The organism is Cystobacter fuscus (assembly GCF_002305875.1).
Lineage (GTDB): Bacteria > Myxococcota > Myxococcia > Myxococcales > Myxococcaceae > Cystobacter > Cystobacter fuscus_A.
Genome location: NZ_CP022098.1, coordinates 11,477,303 through 11,491,426, shown reverse-complemented (window position 1 = coordinate 11,491,426; position 14,124 = coordinate 11,477,303). Strand labels below are relative to the sequence as shown.

Annotated in this window: 9 protein-coding genes; 3 read left to right on the top strand and 6 right to left on the bottom strand. The window is 70.4% G+C overall.

The genetic code is table 11. The features are described from left to right. Window positions 1-11 precede the first annotated feature (11 nt). From CYFUS_RS46490 to CYFUS_RS46470, 5 genes are all read right to left on the bottom strand, one after another. Window positions 12-1,082 (bottom strand): glycoside hydrolase family 5 protein, encoded by a 1,071-nt coding sequence (locus CYFUS_RS46490; RefSeq protein WP_095991083.1) that lies wholly within the window; start codon window positions 1,080-1,082, stop codon window positions 12-14. 248 nt (window positions 1,083-1,330) lie between these two features. Further along, the gene (locus CYFUS_RS46485; RefSeq protein WP_095991082.1) at window positions 1,331-2,716 is read right to left on the bottom strand and encodes a chitosanase; all 1,386 of its coding nucleotides are present in this window, start codon (window positions 2,714-2,716) and stop codon (window positions 1,331-1,333) included. 143 nt (window positions 2,717-2,859) lie between these two features. Beyond that, window positions 2,860-4,956: a BatA domain-containing protein gene (locus CYFUS_RS46480; protein ID WP_095991081.1), complete on the bottom strand. Its 2,097-nt coding sequence runs from the start codon at window positions 4,954-4,956 to the stop codon at window positions 2,860-2,862. Then, on the bottom strand, window positions 4,953-5,831 hold the full coding sequence (locus CYFUS_RS46475) for a DUF58 domain-containing protein (protein ID WP_095991080.1): 879 nt from the start codon (window positions 5,829-5,831) through the stop codon (window positions 4,953-4,955). The genes CYFUS_RS46480 and CYFUS_RS46475 overlap by 4 nt, the downstream gene beginning before the upstream one ends. A 9-nt stretch (window positions 5,832-5,840) precedes the next feature. Then, entirely contained in the window at window positions 5,841-6,872 is a 1,032-nt protein-coding gene (locus tag CYFUS_RS46470; protein WP_095991079.1) for an AAA family ATPase, read from the bottom strand. Window positions 6,873-7,149: 277 nt separating this feature from the next. Here CYFUS_RS46470 and CYFUS_RS46465 point away from each other — a divergent pair, with 277 nt between their 5' ends. Together CYFUS_RS46465 and CYFUS_RS46460 are read left to right on the top strand one after the other, a co-directional pair. Further along, window positions 7,150-8,511, top strand: coding sequence for a hypothetical protein (locus tag CYFUS_RS46465; protein ID WP_232537205.1), 1,362 nt, complete (start codon window positions 7,150-7,152; stop codon window positions 8,509-8,511). Between the two features lie 121 nt (window positions 8,512-8,632). Next, window positions 8,633-11,443, top strand: a complete 2,811-nt coding sequence (locus tag CYFUS_RS46460) for a TIGR02266 family protein (protein ID WP_095991078.1) — start codon at window positions 8,633-8,635, stop codon at window positions 11,441-11,443. A 13-nt stretch (window positions 11,444-11,456) separates the two neighbouring features. Here the strand turns inward: CYFUS_RS46460 and CYFUS_RS46455 are convergent, their stop codons facing one another. Further along, window positions 11,457-12,893, bottom strand: a complete 1,437-nt coding sequence (locus CYFUS_RS46455) for an MFS transporter (protein WP_095991077.1) — start codon at window positions 12,891-12,893, stop codon at window positions 11,457-11,459. A 104-nt stretch (window positions 12,894-12,997) separates the two neighbouring features. Here CYFUS_RS46455 and CYFUS_RS46450 point away from each other — a divergent pair, with 104 nt between their 5' ends. Beyond that, the gene (locus tag CYFUS_RS46450) at window positions 12,998-13,936 is read left to right on the top strand and encodes a glutathione S-transferase family protein (protein ID WP_095991076.1); all 939 of its coding nucleotides are present in this window, start codon (window positions 12,998-13,000) and stop codon (window positions 13,934-13,936) included. The last annotated feature ends 188 nt before the right edge of the window (window positions 13,937-14,124 follow it).

Here is a 14,124-nt window from a genome sequence, read left to right as displayed (position 1 = left end):
AGGAAGCCCCGTCAGAGGTGGCTGCTCAGCGCGCTCACCTGAGGCTTGTCCACGCCGCTCGCCGGCTCGAGCGAGAAGAAGTAGCTGCCCCACCAGGGTCCACCGGCCCAGTACGTCCACCCGAGGTAGACATCCGAATTCGCCTCGACGTGGTCCAGGATGTTGTCGAGGGCGCTCAGGCAGACCGAGTCCGTTCCGCCGGCGAACTCTCCCAGGAAGCCCTTCTTGCCATTCGCGCGCAGCCAGTTCGTGAAGGACTGCATCCGCTGCGCGCCGATGGTCGTGCTCACGCAGGAGGCCTGGGTGCCCGAGGAGTCGCTGTCCAGGTATTGGTGGACCTCGAAGGCGTAGTTGTTACGGGGATCCTTGACCTGCAGCATCACCGTGGCGTTGGGCGTGCCGTACCAGTTGCCCGTCCACGAGTGCGCACCGGTCCACGCGTTGCCCGGCACGAGGATGAGTTGGGTGGCACCGGTGTTGCGAATGGCCTGGATGGCGGCGTTGGCCGCCCCCAACCACTGCTCCGTGGGCATGCTGTGGGGCTCGTTCATGAGGCCGAAGATGACCTTCGTGTTGCCCTTGAACTCGTTGGCCAGGCGCGTCCAGAAGTCGGCGAAATCCGCGTTGGGGACAGCCGAGCCGATGAGGGCTCCGTTGTAGCGAGCGTAGTTGTGCGGATCCAGGATGACGACCGCGCCCTTGCCGGTGAGCCGGTTCACCGTCGTCTTCAGCCGGCTCAGCTCCGTGGCGTCGAACGCGGCATTCCGCGTCCGCTGCAGTCGCTCCCACTTGAAAGGCAGGCGGAACGTCGTCATGCCCTTGTTGATGTAGTAATCCGCCGTGGTGTAGTTCGCGTAGGAGGGATCCGGGTAGACGTAGTCCTTGCCGTGCGTGCCCGGAATCGCCGAGCCGAACTCGGCACCCGCGAGGTTGATCCCCCGGTAGGGCAGGGGTCCGGCCAGCGTGCTCTCATTCGCGCGGGCCTCCGGCTCCTGGGCCACGGACTGCTCCTCGAGCGGTCCACCGCAACCCCAGAGAAACGCCCCCAGGGTGAGCCATCCCATCATCCGGGTGTTCTTCATATGTCGTTTTTCCTCCAAATGGTGGATGGGTAATGTCTGCTCAATACTAGATGAGGTCAAGCAATTTGAGGAAAACAGTACTACCAGTGATTTGAAGTCTGGACGGTGGGTGGAGGGAAGCGCAAACCAGCCCGTCTGTTTCCAGCCTCTTCCAATGTTTGTGGTGGAATTGGAGAGTGCGGGCTGCTCCCCGGGCACCTCGTGAAGGGCGCCCGGGGAGTGCTCACCGCGTCTGTCTGCTTTTGTGGCTAGTTGCAGGAATACGTATAGCTACCCGGCGTGCTCCAGGTGCCATCCGGGTTGATCTGCCGCACGGTGTAACCGCTGGTCGGGTAGGTGGTGCCCCAGCAGTCCCGGGCGCGCACGTCGTTGCGGACGGCGGTGGACAGGTCCCAGTTGCCCTGGCGGCGCAGCTTCTCGTAGAGGGCGACGCGGTCCACGGCCTCGCGCCACGTGGAGTCGTTGTAGAGCACGTCCCGGCGCTTCTCGAGGAACTTCTGCAGGAAGGCGCTCTCGGTGATGCCGTTGCGGCCGATGGCGGGCGCGGTCTGGCTGGTATTGCCCAGGGCGTTGTTGGCCGCCCGGATGAACTCCCCGAGCGTGCCGTGGTTGATATACGCGTCGTAGAAGGCGGCCTTGGACAGCGCCGTGGTGAGGCCCCACTTCTTGGCCTCGTTCATCGCGGGCGTGAAGTACAGCCGCTCGCTCACCTGATCCTGGCAGCTCTTGAAGTCCGCCCGGGTGGTGGTGTTGTTGTAGCTCGTGGCCCAATCACTCCGCCAGTTGCCGATGACATCCAGTTCGGACGTCGACGCCTGGTTCTGGCCGGTCGACAGGAAGCGATTGTTGATGGTGGTCAGCCCCGGCATGTACTTGGCCAGCAGGTTGCCATTGCTCGCGCTGCGCAGGGCCTGGTAGCACTGGACGACCTGGATCGCGTCGCCCGTGCCCGTGCAGAAGCCCGCGCGCCCGTTCGTGTAGCCCCGGCCGTCGCCGATGTTCTCGGCGTACGCGTAGTCGAGCGCCGGGGTGTCGTTCTCCCAGATGCTGGTGATGCCCTCGGCCACCTTCTTCTGGTTGGCCGTCATCCCCGTGCCGCCGTCGGAGCCCGTGCCGCCATCCGTGCCGGTGCCTCCGTCGGAGCCGGTGCCGCCGTCGGAGCCCGTGCCGCCATCCGTGCCGGTGCCACCGCAGCTCGGGTCGCTGATCTGCACGTTGCCGGCGGTGAACGAGTTGGAGGAGGTGGTGGAGTAGTAGAACGTGTAGGACGCGTTCACGCCCACCGTCAGCCCCGACGTCCGGGAATAGGTGCACGTCGTGCCGCTCTGGGTGTGCGTCCAACCCGCCTCGTCGTGGTCACACGTCACGCCGCTGGGGACCGTGAAGGCGATGCGCGGGCTCGTCATGGCGCTCGTGCCCGTGTTCTTGAAGATGATCGTCCCCCAGTAGTCCGGGCCGTCGTAGGTGTTCGTCGTGATGGAGTACGAACAGGCCGCGAGCTCCTGGCCCAGCCCCCCTGATTCCTCCACGAAGTCCTCGCCCGTTCCTCCACAGGCGGCGAGCGAGGCGGCGAGTCCCACGAGGGCCAGGTGACGGCCTCCCGTGCGCGGCGTTCCATGTCGATGAGGGTGCATGCTTGGCGTTCCTTTCGTGCCGCGGCGGCCTCCTTGGGGTGGAAGGCACGTTTCCGGGCAGGGGCCCAGATGCGGGGAACGCCAAGTAAACATGGTTTACTTGGTTTGAGAGAAGAGAAATCTACCTGGCGTGAAATCCGGAGCTACTTCCGCAGCAGGGTGCCCTCGAGGAAGAAGGCGATCGCGGCGGCGACGATGAGCCACGTCCACAGGGGCACGGGAGGACGCTCGGTGTCCGAGCTCGAGGCTTTCACGGTCTCCTCGCCGAAGTGGGCGGCGAGCGTGTCCTGGGGCAGCCGGGACAGGTCGCTCTCGGCGGGGTCGAGCGTGGACGCGAAGGCGAGCGCGGGCACGGGTTTGCCGTCCGTGCCCAGCACGGAGAAGGTGCCGGGCTGCTCGACGGGGCCCACCACCACGGTGCCATCGGGCTGCGGCTTGAAGGGCACGTCCTGGCCGTCCGGCGCCTTCACCGCGGACACCGTCTGGGTGCCCTCGGGACGCAGGGCGAGCGTCTCGCCCACGCGCACGCGCTGCTCCTCGCGCTCTTCCAGCGAGCCGGTGAGGTACGCGGCGAAGCGCTGCATGAGGGGCAGGAAGCTCGTGCGGATGGGGAAGTCGGTCCAGTCCCGGTCCACGGTGCTGGTGAAGAGCGCCACGCGGCCCTTGCCCCGCCGCGCCACCGCCACCGAGGGGGCTCCATCCTGGTACGTCGCCAGTACCTGGTTGGTGCCCTCCGTCGCTCCGCTGCCCTCGGCCTCCAGCAGCATGTACCGATAGAAGTGCGCTCCCGTGAGTCCCTCCTCCGCGCGGCCGGTGAAGGGCGCGAAGAGGGGGTGCTCCGTGCTCACCTGCGCGAGCTTCTCCGCCTTGTCCTCGGCGGAGGGGTCATCGCGCTCCACGCTCGTGCGCACCAGCCGCAGCGGGCGGGGCAGCAGCGCGCCCAGGCGCGTGTTGTACGCCTCCGGGTCCACGTGGTCGCCCATGCTCACGAACAGCCCGCCGCCGTTCTCCACGAAGGCGCGCAGCTTCGCCGCCTCCGCCTCGTCCGGCGCCGTCACGTTCAACAGGAGCACCAGGTCATACGGGGTGAGGTCCTCGCGCCAGCCGGCCTCGGCGTCGCGCACCACCGCCTGCACGGGCGAGCCCGGCGCCGACAGCGCCGCTTCCACGAAGAAGGCCTCGTCCCGGTAGCGCGTGGCGTTGGGCGCCCCGTTCACCACCAGGGCCTTCAAGGGCCGGGGCACCGCGAGCACGAAGGCCCGCCGGTCATCCTCGGCCAGTCCGTCGGGCGTGAGCGTGCCCTCGCCCGAGAGCGTGCCGCCCTGGGTGAAGCGCACCGTGAGCGACTTCTGCGCCGTGCCATGGGCGGGCACGTCCACGAAGCCCTTGCCCAGCACGCTGTCCCCCACGCGCACCGCCGCCTCCAGGTCCTTGAGGGGCGCGTCCGAGTGGTTCTTCACCGTGAAGGTGAACTGGAAGGCGCGGGGGCCGGCCTGCAGCGCGGGCTCCACCTTCAGGTCCACCAGCGCGTGGTTGGGCAGGGCGTCCCGGCCCGCGTCGCGCAGCACCACCTCGGGCCGCACCGCCTCGCCCGTGGGTCCCTTCACCGTGGGGGCCGGGGACTCGAGCCGCAGCGAGCCCGCCGTCAGGTCCGACACCACCACGAGGCGCTTGCCCGCCAGCGGGCTCTCCTCCAGCGAGCGCGCCGCCAGGTCCAGGCAGCGCGACAGGTCCGCCGCGGCGTACGTGGGGCGGGCCTCGTCGATGAGCTGCCGCAGCCGGCCTCGATCGAAGGCCGGGGCCATGGGCGCCTCGGGCGCGTGCGTGCACACCAGCACCGTCGCGGGCTCCTCGGGGCGCAGGTCCGCCAGCGCGTCGCGTGCCTCGTCCCGGCCGCGCTCGAAGAGCGAGGTGCCATCCGACCAGCGCATGGAGAGCGACGCGTCCAGCACGATGGCCGTGGCCGCCGGGCCCTTCACCGCCACGGCCGCGTCCGCGTCGCGCCGGAACTCCGGCATGGCGAGCGCGATGGGCAGGGCGAGCAGGATGAGGGTGCGCAGGGCGTAGAGCAGCAGCCGCTTGAGCTTGAGCCGGCTCGCGGTGCGCTTCTGGCTGCGCAGCACGAAGGCCATGGGCCCGAAGGGGTGGGGTCGGGGCCGTCGCCGGTCGAAGAGGTGCACGAGCAGCGGGATGAGCGCCGCCAGCGCGCCGAGCAACATCCAGGGGTGCGCGAAGGTCACCGCCGCCTCCCGCGCTTGCCGAGAAAGCGCAACAGCACCTCGTCCAGGCGCTCGTCGGTGCGCACCAGCTCGTAGTCCACGTCCGCCTCCGCGCAGGCCGTTTTCACCCCGTTGAGGAACGCGCCGAACTCCTCCAGGTAGCTCTCCTTGATTTCGCGGGGGTTCACCTCGACGCGGCCCTCGCCCTCCATGTCGAGGAAGAGCGTGGGGTCATCGAAGGGGAACGTCAGCTCGGCGGGGTCCACCAGGTGGAACACCGCCACGTCGTTCTTGCGCTGGCGCAGCGCCAATATCCGCTTGAGCGCCGTGGGGTCCTCGTCGAGGAAGTCCGAGAGGATGACGACGGAGGAGCGGCGCGGGAGCACCTCGGCCAGGTGGTCCGCGGCGGACACGAGCTGGGTGCCCCCCTTGGCGGTGGCCACCTCCAGGGCATCCAGCAGCACGTTGAGGTGGCCGGCGGAGGCGCGCGGGGGCACGTCGCGGATGCGCCCCTCGGTCATGACGGCCAGGCCGGCGGCGTCCTGCTGGCGCACGAGCAGGTAGCACAGCGCGCCCGCGAGCGTCTTGGCCACCTCCAGCTTGGACAGGGCGGTGCTCTGGTAGCCCATGGAGGCGGAGGCATCCACCACCATCACCGCGCGCAGGTTCGTCTCGTGCTCGAAGCGCTTGACGTAGTACTTGTCGAACTTGCCGTAGGCCTTCCAGTCCAGGTGGCGCAGCTCGTCGCCGGGGGCGTACTCCTTGTGCTCGGCGAACTCCACGCTCTGGCCCTGGTGCGGGCTCTTGTGGAGGCCGGACAGCACCCCCTCCATCACCGCGCGGGCGCGCAGCTTCACGCCCTGCAGCCGCGAGAGTGTCTGGGCATCCAGCAGCATTCCGGAGCGCTATCCCTTCACCAGCGAGACGAGCTGATCCACCAGCTTCACCGACGTCATGCCCTCGCTCTCGGCGGTGAAGTTGGGCAGCACGCGGTGGCGCAGCACCGGGCGGGCCACCGCCTTCACGTCCTCCACCGAGGCGACGAAGCGCCCGGAGAGGATGGCGCGCGCCTTGGCCGCGAGCACCAGGTACTGGCTGGCGCGAGGGCCCGCGCCCCACGACACGTTCTTCTGGATGAAGTCCGGCACGCCCGGCTCCTTGGGGCGGGTGTGGCGCACCAGCTCCACCGCGTAGCGCACCACGTGGTCGGGCACCGGCACCCGCCGCACCAGCGCCTGCAGCGCGAGGATGCGCTCGGGCGAGAGGATCTTCTCCAGCGGCGGGGGCGTTCCGCCCGTGGTGGCCTTGACGATCTCCACCTCTTCCTCGGCCGTGGGGTAGCCCACGTCCACCAGGAACATGAAGCGGTCGAGCTGGGCCTCGGGCAGCGGGTAGGTGCCCTCCTGCTCGATGGGGTTCTGCGTGGCGAAGACGAGGAAGGGCAGGTCCAGCGGGTAGGTGCGGCCACCGGCGGTGATGCGGTACTCCTGCATGGCCTGGAGCAGGGCGGCCTGCGTCTTGGGCGGGGTGCGGTTCACCTCGTCCGCGAGGATGATGTTGGCGAACAGGGGCCCCTGCAGGAAGCGGAAGGCGCGGTGCCCCGTGGCCTTGTCCTCCTCCAGGATGTCCGTGCCGGTGATGTCCGAGGGCATCAGGTCCGGGGTGAACTGGATGCGGTTGAAGGACAGGTTGAGCACGTCCGCCAGCGTGGAGATGAGCAGCGTCTTGGCCAGGCCCGGCACGCCCACGAAGAGGCAGTGGCCACGGGCGAAGAGCGCGATGAGCAGGTGATCCACCACGTCGCGCTGCCCCACGACGCGCTTCTCGATCTGGGCCTGGATCTGGGCCTTGGCCCGGGCGAGTTCCTCGACGGCCTGGAGATCCTCGCTGGTGGGTGCCGGGGCGGTGGAGGGGGTGGTCGGGGAGGCGCTTTCCATAGAGGGGGATCGTCTTAATCGCGGGAAGGCACGCGGACCAAGGGTTTCGCGTGGGGCCGTGGCTCGAACGTGGGCTGCCAACCTTTCCGGGGACGGTCTATTCCTTTCCCACCCGGTGCGTCCGCGCTCCCCTCCCCCCAGGTTGTCTCCCTGCCCTCCGGGGGGGTTGGGACGGAGCCGGGACGGGGGGGATGCCAAGGGGAATGACCCCATTACCTTCCACCGGTTCGTTTCTCCGGGGGTCCACATGGACCGGGAAACGGGTGGGGAGAAGCACATGCATCGTCTGTCCGAGGCAATCACCAACCGTCCGTGGCGCCGGCTGCTGCCCGCCGCGTGGCTCGCCTTCGCCGCCGGGTGTGGTGGCCTGGAGGCCGGAGCGGAGGCGTCGGAGGACCCCTCGACGGAGGAGCGGGTTCCCCAGGAGGCGGGTCCCATCGTCCCGTCCTCCCCCGGCGCGACGCCTCCCTCCGAGGCCGCCCCCGTCGCCCAGGCCCAGCCCTGGTTCCACCGGGTGGGCGGGCCCCAGGACGACCTCGGCACGGGGCTGGCCGTGGATGGCTCCGGTCATGTCTCCCTGGTGTGGCTGTCCACCCCGCGCCAGGACGCGGATCGGGCTCCCGTCGAGGGAGAGCAGCTCGCCCTCTCCCTGGCCCGCTATGATCCGGAGGGACAGCGGCTCTGGACGCGCGAGTTTCCCCGCAACCGCGTGGACGCTCCCCGGGTGGTGGCCTCGCCCGGTGGGGACCTCTTCCTGTCGGGCAACGCCTTCCTGTACGACATCGACTTCGGCCTGGGCGCGGCCTCGGACGGCTTCCTGGTGAAGTTCTCCCCGGAGGGCGAGCCCCTCTGGCAGCGGCGCGCGGGACAGAAGGTGTACGCGACGGTGGCGGATGCCTCGGGAGGCGTCTTCGTCGCGGCCGAGGAGTGGACGCCGGACGGCCTCCTCCCGGTGCTCGCCCACCATGACGCCCAGGGCGCCTTCGTCTGGACGCGGCAGCTCGACGTGGTCGAGCGGGGAACCGAGCTGCGCGCGGCGGCGTGGACGCCCTCGGGGCAGTGGCTGCTGGCGGGCCGCCTGCAGGGCGCACTCACCGTGGACGGACAGCGCTTCGGCGCTCCGGGAGAGCCGTCCCTGCTCCTGCTCGCCTTCGGCGGGGACGGGCGCCTCGCCTGGGGCAAGGCGTGGCCAGGAGTGGACGCGCACGTCTCCGGGCTGGAGGTGGACCCGGCGGGGGGTGGGGTGCTGGTGGGCGGGTTCTCCGGCGACCTGACGTGGGGGGGCTCGCGGCTGTCCGGCCCGGGTGCCTTCGTCCTTGCCACGGGGGCCGAGGGGGCGGAGCGCTGGGCCCGCGCGCTCCCCTGTGGTCAGGCTCCGGCGGCTCCGGCGGTGACGCTCGACGGGGAGGGCTCGGTGGCGGCCGTGTGTGGCGACACCCTGAGCCGGTACTCGCTCGAGGGCGAGCCGCGCAACGAGCAGGTGCTGACGCCCGGTGAGTGCTCCGAGGGCAACTGCCCGGTGGTGGCCACCGCGCTGGACTTCGTCCCGGGCCATGGCCTCGGCCTCACGGGCCTGCAGCGCCATGGCGACGCGGTGACCGGCGACCAGGAGGCCTTCCTCCGGCTTCTCGCTCCGTGAGAGAGGCGTGGGAGCAGGGGGTACACCCCGCGCATGCCCTTTGGGGGATGGCTGGCATTCGAGCAGGCGAGGCCGACGGAAACACTTGAGCAAGCCAGTCGGACCCGCGACAGTCCATGGGATGGATCAGGGTCGGCGCACCTCGGAACGCAAGGCCGTGGGCCTGCTGGTGAAACTCAAGCACACGAGCGTCGTCAGCTTCGTGCAGGAGTACGCCGTCAACATCAGCCCCGGTGGCATGTTCATCCGCTCGCGCGAGCCGCAGCCCGTGGGCACGCCGGTGCGCTTCGAGGTCCGCATCGCGGATGGTCAGCGGATGCTCAAGGGCTCGGCGGTGGTGCGCTGGTCGCGGCCCGTCGAGGACGTGACGGGGCCGGCCGGCATGGGCATCCAGTTCACGGAGCTGGACGAGGCCTCCCAGGCCCTCGTCGACCGGATGTTGCAGGTGAAGAACGCCGCGGCGCAGGCGGGCGCGCCCGCGCCGGGCAGGGCTGCTCCCAGCCTCACTCCGCCTCCCGTCGCGGCCCCTTCCGTGGCCCCGCTCATCCCTCCGATGGCTCCCGTGCCCCGGGCGCCTTCCCGGCAGGGCATTCCCACGGTGGCGCCCGCGAAGACTCCCTCGGGGACGCGTCCCGCGGTGGCTCCCTCCCGGACGCCCGCGCCCGTTGCCCCTCCGCCCGCTGCTCCACCGCCGCCGCCGCCCGTCACGGCCCCCGTCAGCGCCGTCGACATGTCGCTCGACGAGCTCCTCGCCTTCACGCCCCCGAGCTCCCAGTCGGACGAGCCCGAGCCGGGCGCTGGAGGGCTCGGGTCCAGGGGCCCGCGGGAGTTCGACCTGGAGGATCTCTCGGCGGCGGCCAGCTCCGGGCCTCCGCTCAAGCCTCGCGGTGCTCCTCCGGCGACCGCTCCGGCTCCGGCCACTCCCGTGCCCGCCCAGCGGGGCAGCGCGGTGGAGCTGGAGCTGGAGTCCTCCGACGAAGACGAGCCGCTCGAGCTGGCGCGGCCCGTGGCGGGGCCATCCCAGCGGCCCGCGGCGAGAGCGCCCGCGCCGCCTGCTCCCGCGCGCGCTCCCGCGCCGCCTGCTCCCGCGAGAGCGCCCGCGCCACCGCCTTCCGCGAGAGCGCCCGTGCCGCCTCCCTCCGCGGCTCCGACACCCGCGCGCCCCTCCACGGTGGTGCCGGTGGTCGGGCTCGCGCCCTCGCCCTTCAAGCCCCAGGCCCTGCCGCTCGAGCCGAAGACAACACCGGGGCAGGTGCTCACCGTCTTCCTCACGCCGCCCACGAGCATCGAGGGCAAGGGGCCCGTCATCGGCATCGACCTGGGCACCACCAACACGTGCGTGGCGGTGATGCAGAACAACAAGCCCACGGTGCTGCGCTCGCGCGAGGGCTACAACACCATCCCCTCGGTGGTGTCGCTGTCCACGCAGAGCAAGCTGCTGGTGAGCCACCGCGCCAAGAGCCAGGTGCTCCTGCGGCCCGATCACACCATCTACGGCGCCAAGCGCATGGTGGGGCGTCCCTACGACAGCGCCGTGGTGAACCAGGTGCGCGAGCGCTTCCACTACGAGATCCTCCCCGACGCGCGGGGCCGGGCGGCGGTGCGCATGGGCGAGCACGTGCTGTCGCTCGAGGAGGTGCAGGGCATCATCCTGCGCGAGTGCAAGGAGTTGGCCGAGCAGCACCTGGGCACGAAGGTGGAGCGCGCGGTGGTGACGGTGCCCGCGTACTACTCGGAGCCGCAGCGCGAGGCGGTGCGCCGCTCGGGGTGGCTCGCGGGCATCAAGGTGGAGCGCATCCTCAACGAGCCCACCGCGGCGGCGCTGGCGTACGGGCTCAACCGGGACATGGCCAAGCGGGTGCTCGTGTATGACCTGGGCGGCGGCACCTTCGACGCCACCGTGCTGCGCATCGACAAGAACGTGTTCGAGGTGCTGGCCACCGGCGGCAACATCTTCCTGGGCGGCATGGACTTCGACAACGTGCTGGTGGACCTGCTGCTCGAGCGCTTCCAGCAGCAGGAGCGGGTGACCTTCCAGGGAGACCGCGTGGCGCTGTCGCGGGTGGCGGACGCGGCCGAGCGCGCCAAGGTGGCGCTCTCCGAGTCCAATGCCTACGACGTCCACATCCCCATGCTCATGGTGGACGAGGCCGGGCGGCCGCGGGACATGCACATCACGCTCACGCGCGCGGAGATGGAGCGGGTGTGCATGCCGCTGGTGATGCGCACGCTGGACGTGGTGGGCGACGTGCTGCTGGACGCGAAGCTGCGCCCCTCGGACCTCGACGACATCCTCCTGGTGGGCGGGCAGAGCCGCATGCCGCTGGTGCGCGAGAAGCTCAAGGAGGTGCTCGGCCGGGCGCCGCACGCGGGCGTCAACACGGACGAGGCGGTGGCCCTGGGCGCGGCGCTCTACTCCAGCGCGGTGGACAGGGTGAGCAGCGTGGTGCTCATCGACGTGCTGCCCATGACGATCGGCGTGGCCATGCCCGGCGGCGCCTTCACGCGCGTCATCGAGCGCAACACGCCCCTGCCCGCGCAGCGCTCCTTCGCCATCTCCACCACGCGCGATGACGAGGAAGTCATGGAGCTGTCCATCTTCCAGGGCGAGGATGCGCACATCTCCGCCAACGAGTACCTGGGCACGGCGCGGCTGGAGGGCCTGCCCAAGGGGCCCAAGGGCTCGGTGCGCGTGGCGGTGACGTTGCGGCTGGACTCCGAATGCGTGCTGCACGTCAACGCGCAGGAGTACTCGACGCGCAAGGAGATGAAGGCCACGCTGGCCACGCGCTACACGCCCGAGGAGCTGCGGCAGCGGCTGGGCGTGGCCAAGGACGCGGCGCGGGCGGCCGAGGAGCGGCGGGGCCAGGAGCTCAAGGAGCGCTCGGGCCGCTTCTGGGGCTTCCTCAAGAAGGTGGTGGGCAAGAGCTAGCGCCGCGCGGTCCTCACGCGGCCAGTCGGCCCCGTCCCTGGATGCTGGCGCCCGCCTCGGGGGACATGCGCCGGAAGAGCGGCCCGGCGAGCGCCGTCACCACGCCCACGGCGACGAAGGGGAGGATGAACTGGCTCGGGGTGATGGCGCCCTCGGCGTCTCCGCGCGCCAGGTGCAGCATCAACCCACCGAAGCTGATGCCCAGGCTGAGCCCCATCTGCTGCGTCACCACCGACAGCGTGGATGCATTGCTCACCGTGCCCTGGGGGATGTCCGCGTAGGCCACGGTGTTGAGGGCGGTGAACTGCATGGAGCGCATGAAGCCGCCCACCGCCAGCACCACGACCATGAGCGCCACCGGCGTCCCGCCCCGGAAGAAGGCGGGCAGGGCCGTGAGCACGGCGGTGACGAGGTTGGCGTAGATCAGGGTGGAGCGGAAGCCGAACCGGCGGATGATGCCGGGCGCCACGGGCTTGCAGGCCATGGCGCCCACGGCCGTGCCCACCGTCACCAGTCCCGTCTCCAGCGGCCCCCACCCGAGCCCCACCTGGAACAGCAGCGGCAGCAGGAAGGGCGTGGCGCCCAGGCCCACCCGCACCACGACGCCGCCGACGAGGCTCGCCCGGAAGGTGTCGTAGCGCACCAGCCGCACGTTGAGCACCGGCCGCTCCACCCGCAGGGCATGGCGGATGTAGGCCACGAGCGACCCGAGCGCGAGCCCCCACATGCCGAGCTGCACGGCCACCGGCACCAGCCCCATGCCCACCACCTCGGACGCGCCCACCAGCGAGGTGATGGCGGTGGCCGCCAGGAGGAAGCCCTTCATGTCGAACCGGCCTGGATACGGCTGGTGCAGGGGCGGCACGAAGCGCAGCACCGCGAGCATGCCGAGGATTCCCACCGGCACGTTGATGAAGAAGATCCACGGCCAGTCCGCGACCTTCAGGATGAAGCCGGCCAGCGGGGGCCCCACGAGCGGCCCGACCAGCGCGGGCATGGTGAACCAGCTCATCGCCGACACCAGCCGCTCGCGCGGCGCCGAGCTCACGACGATCAGCCGGCCCACCGGTACCATCAGCGCGCCCCCGACACCCTGGAGCGTGCGGAAGACGACGAGCTCGGCCAGTGAGCGCGAGAAGCCACAGAGCACCGAGCTCGCGAGGAACACCCCCATGGCGGTCATGAACACGCGCCGGGGCCCGTAGCGGTCGGCGATCCATCCGCTCGCCGGCGCGACCACCGCCAGCGCGAGGAGGTAGGACGTCAGGGCCAGCTTCAGGTGCACCGGGTCGCTGCCGAACGCCGTGGACAGGGCGGGCAGCGCGGTGGACAGCGCCGTGGAGTCGATGAACTCCATGAACAACGCGCTGGCCACCGCGATGGAGGCGAGCCGGGAGCCAGTCGTGGATGGGGAGCGCGGGGCCTCGGGGGACGGCGGGGACGGAGTCACGACTGTCCTTATGCTCCCAGCCCTCGGACCTGTCACGCCCACCGTGTTGACGGGCTTGCGTCCGCTCGCTCAGATGGCCGCTCCCCCCATCGACAGGAGTCCGCGTGTCCCAGCTCATCCTCCACCACTATCCGAGCTCGCCCTTCTCCGAGAAGATCCGCGCCATCCTCGGCTTCAAGGGGCTGCGCTGGATCTCGGTGGTCATCCCCGTCATCATGCCCAAGCCCGACGTGGTGGCGCTCACGGGCGGCTACCGCAAGACGCCCTTCCTGCAGATCGGCTCGGACATCTACTGCGACTCGGCGCTCATCGCGGACGTGCTGGAGCGGCTCGCGCCCACGCCCACGCTCCACCCGCCCGAGTCGGCGGGGCTGACGCGCATCGTGGCGCAGTGGGCGGACTCCTCGCTGTTCGGGGCCGCCGTGGGCCACATCTTCCAGCCCACGGGCGTGCAGAGCCTCTTCGGCCACCTGCCTCCGGAGCACATCAAGGCCTTCCTGGCCGATCGCGCCGCCCTGAGCGCTGGTGCCAGCTCGCCGGGCATGAATCCCCAGGAGGCCACGGGGGCGCTGCGCCTGTACCTCCAGCAGCTCGATGCGCGGCTGGCGGATGGCCGGCCGTGGCTGTTCGGCCAGGCCCCGAGCCTCGCCGACTTCTCCGTCTACCACTGCCTCTGGTTCGTCCAGCAGGTGAAGGCGGTCTCGGGCATCCTCGACGAGTCCCCGCACGTGAAGAGCTTCATCGACCGCTTCCAGACGTTCGGCCAGGGCGCGCCCGAGCAACTGTCGAGCACGGAGGCCATCGCGATCGCCGCGCGCGGCCGGCCCGAGCCCCTCGCCGACGAGCCCTTCGTGGAGCAGCAGGGGCTGGCGAAGGGCGCGCGCGTGAAGGTGTCGGCCACGGACTACGGCAAGGATCCGGTGGAAGGCGAGTTCGTGCTGTCCCGTCCGAACGAGCTCGCCATCCGTCGCACCGACGCGCGCGCCGGCGAGCTGCTCGTCCACTTCCCGCGCATTGGCTTCCAGGTGCGCGCGGCGCAGTAGCCACCCGCCGCGGCGGGGTGTCCGTCTGTCCTCCTCCCGACATCTCCGGGCCTTGCTACCCCGGAAGGCCATGGCACTGACATCCATCGGCAGATGTTCCCCGGAACATAGGGAAAGACGCTGATTCCAGATCACACTGGGAATCGAGGTGGTTACAGTTTTCTCGAGGTACTGGAGCCCTCACCCCG

Excerpts from the sequence above, each read along its gene's own strand:
- CYFUS_RS46490 (WP_095991083.1), bottom strand. The coding sequence starts at position 1,082 with ATGAAGAACACCCGGATGATGGGATGGCTCACCCTGGGGGCGTTTCTC.
- CYFUS_RS46485 (WP_095991082.1), bottom strand. The coding sequence starts at position 2,716 with ATGCACCCTCATCGACATGGAACGCCGCGCACGGGAGGCCGTCACCTG.
- CYFUS_RS46475 (WP_095991080.1), bottom strand. The coding sequence starts at position 5,831 with ATGCTGCTGGATGCCCAGACACTCTCGCGGCTGCAGGGCGTGAAGCTG.
- CYFUS_RS46470 (WP_095991079.1), bottom strand. The coding sequence starts at position 6,872 with ATGGAAAGCGCCTCCCCGACCACCCCCTCCACCGCCCCGGCACCCACC.
- CYFUS_RS46465 (WP_232537205.1), top strand. The coding sequence starts at position 7,150 with ATGCATCGTCTGTCCGAGGCAATCACCAACCGTCCGTGGCGCCGGCTG.
- CYFUS_RS46460 (WP_095991078.1), top strand. The coding sequence starts at position 8,633 with ATGGATCAGGGTCGGCGCACCTCGGAACGCAAGGCCGTGGGCCTGCTG.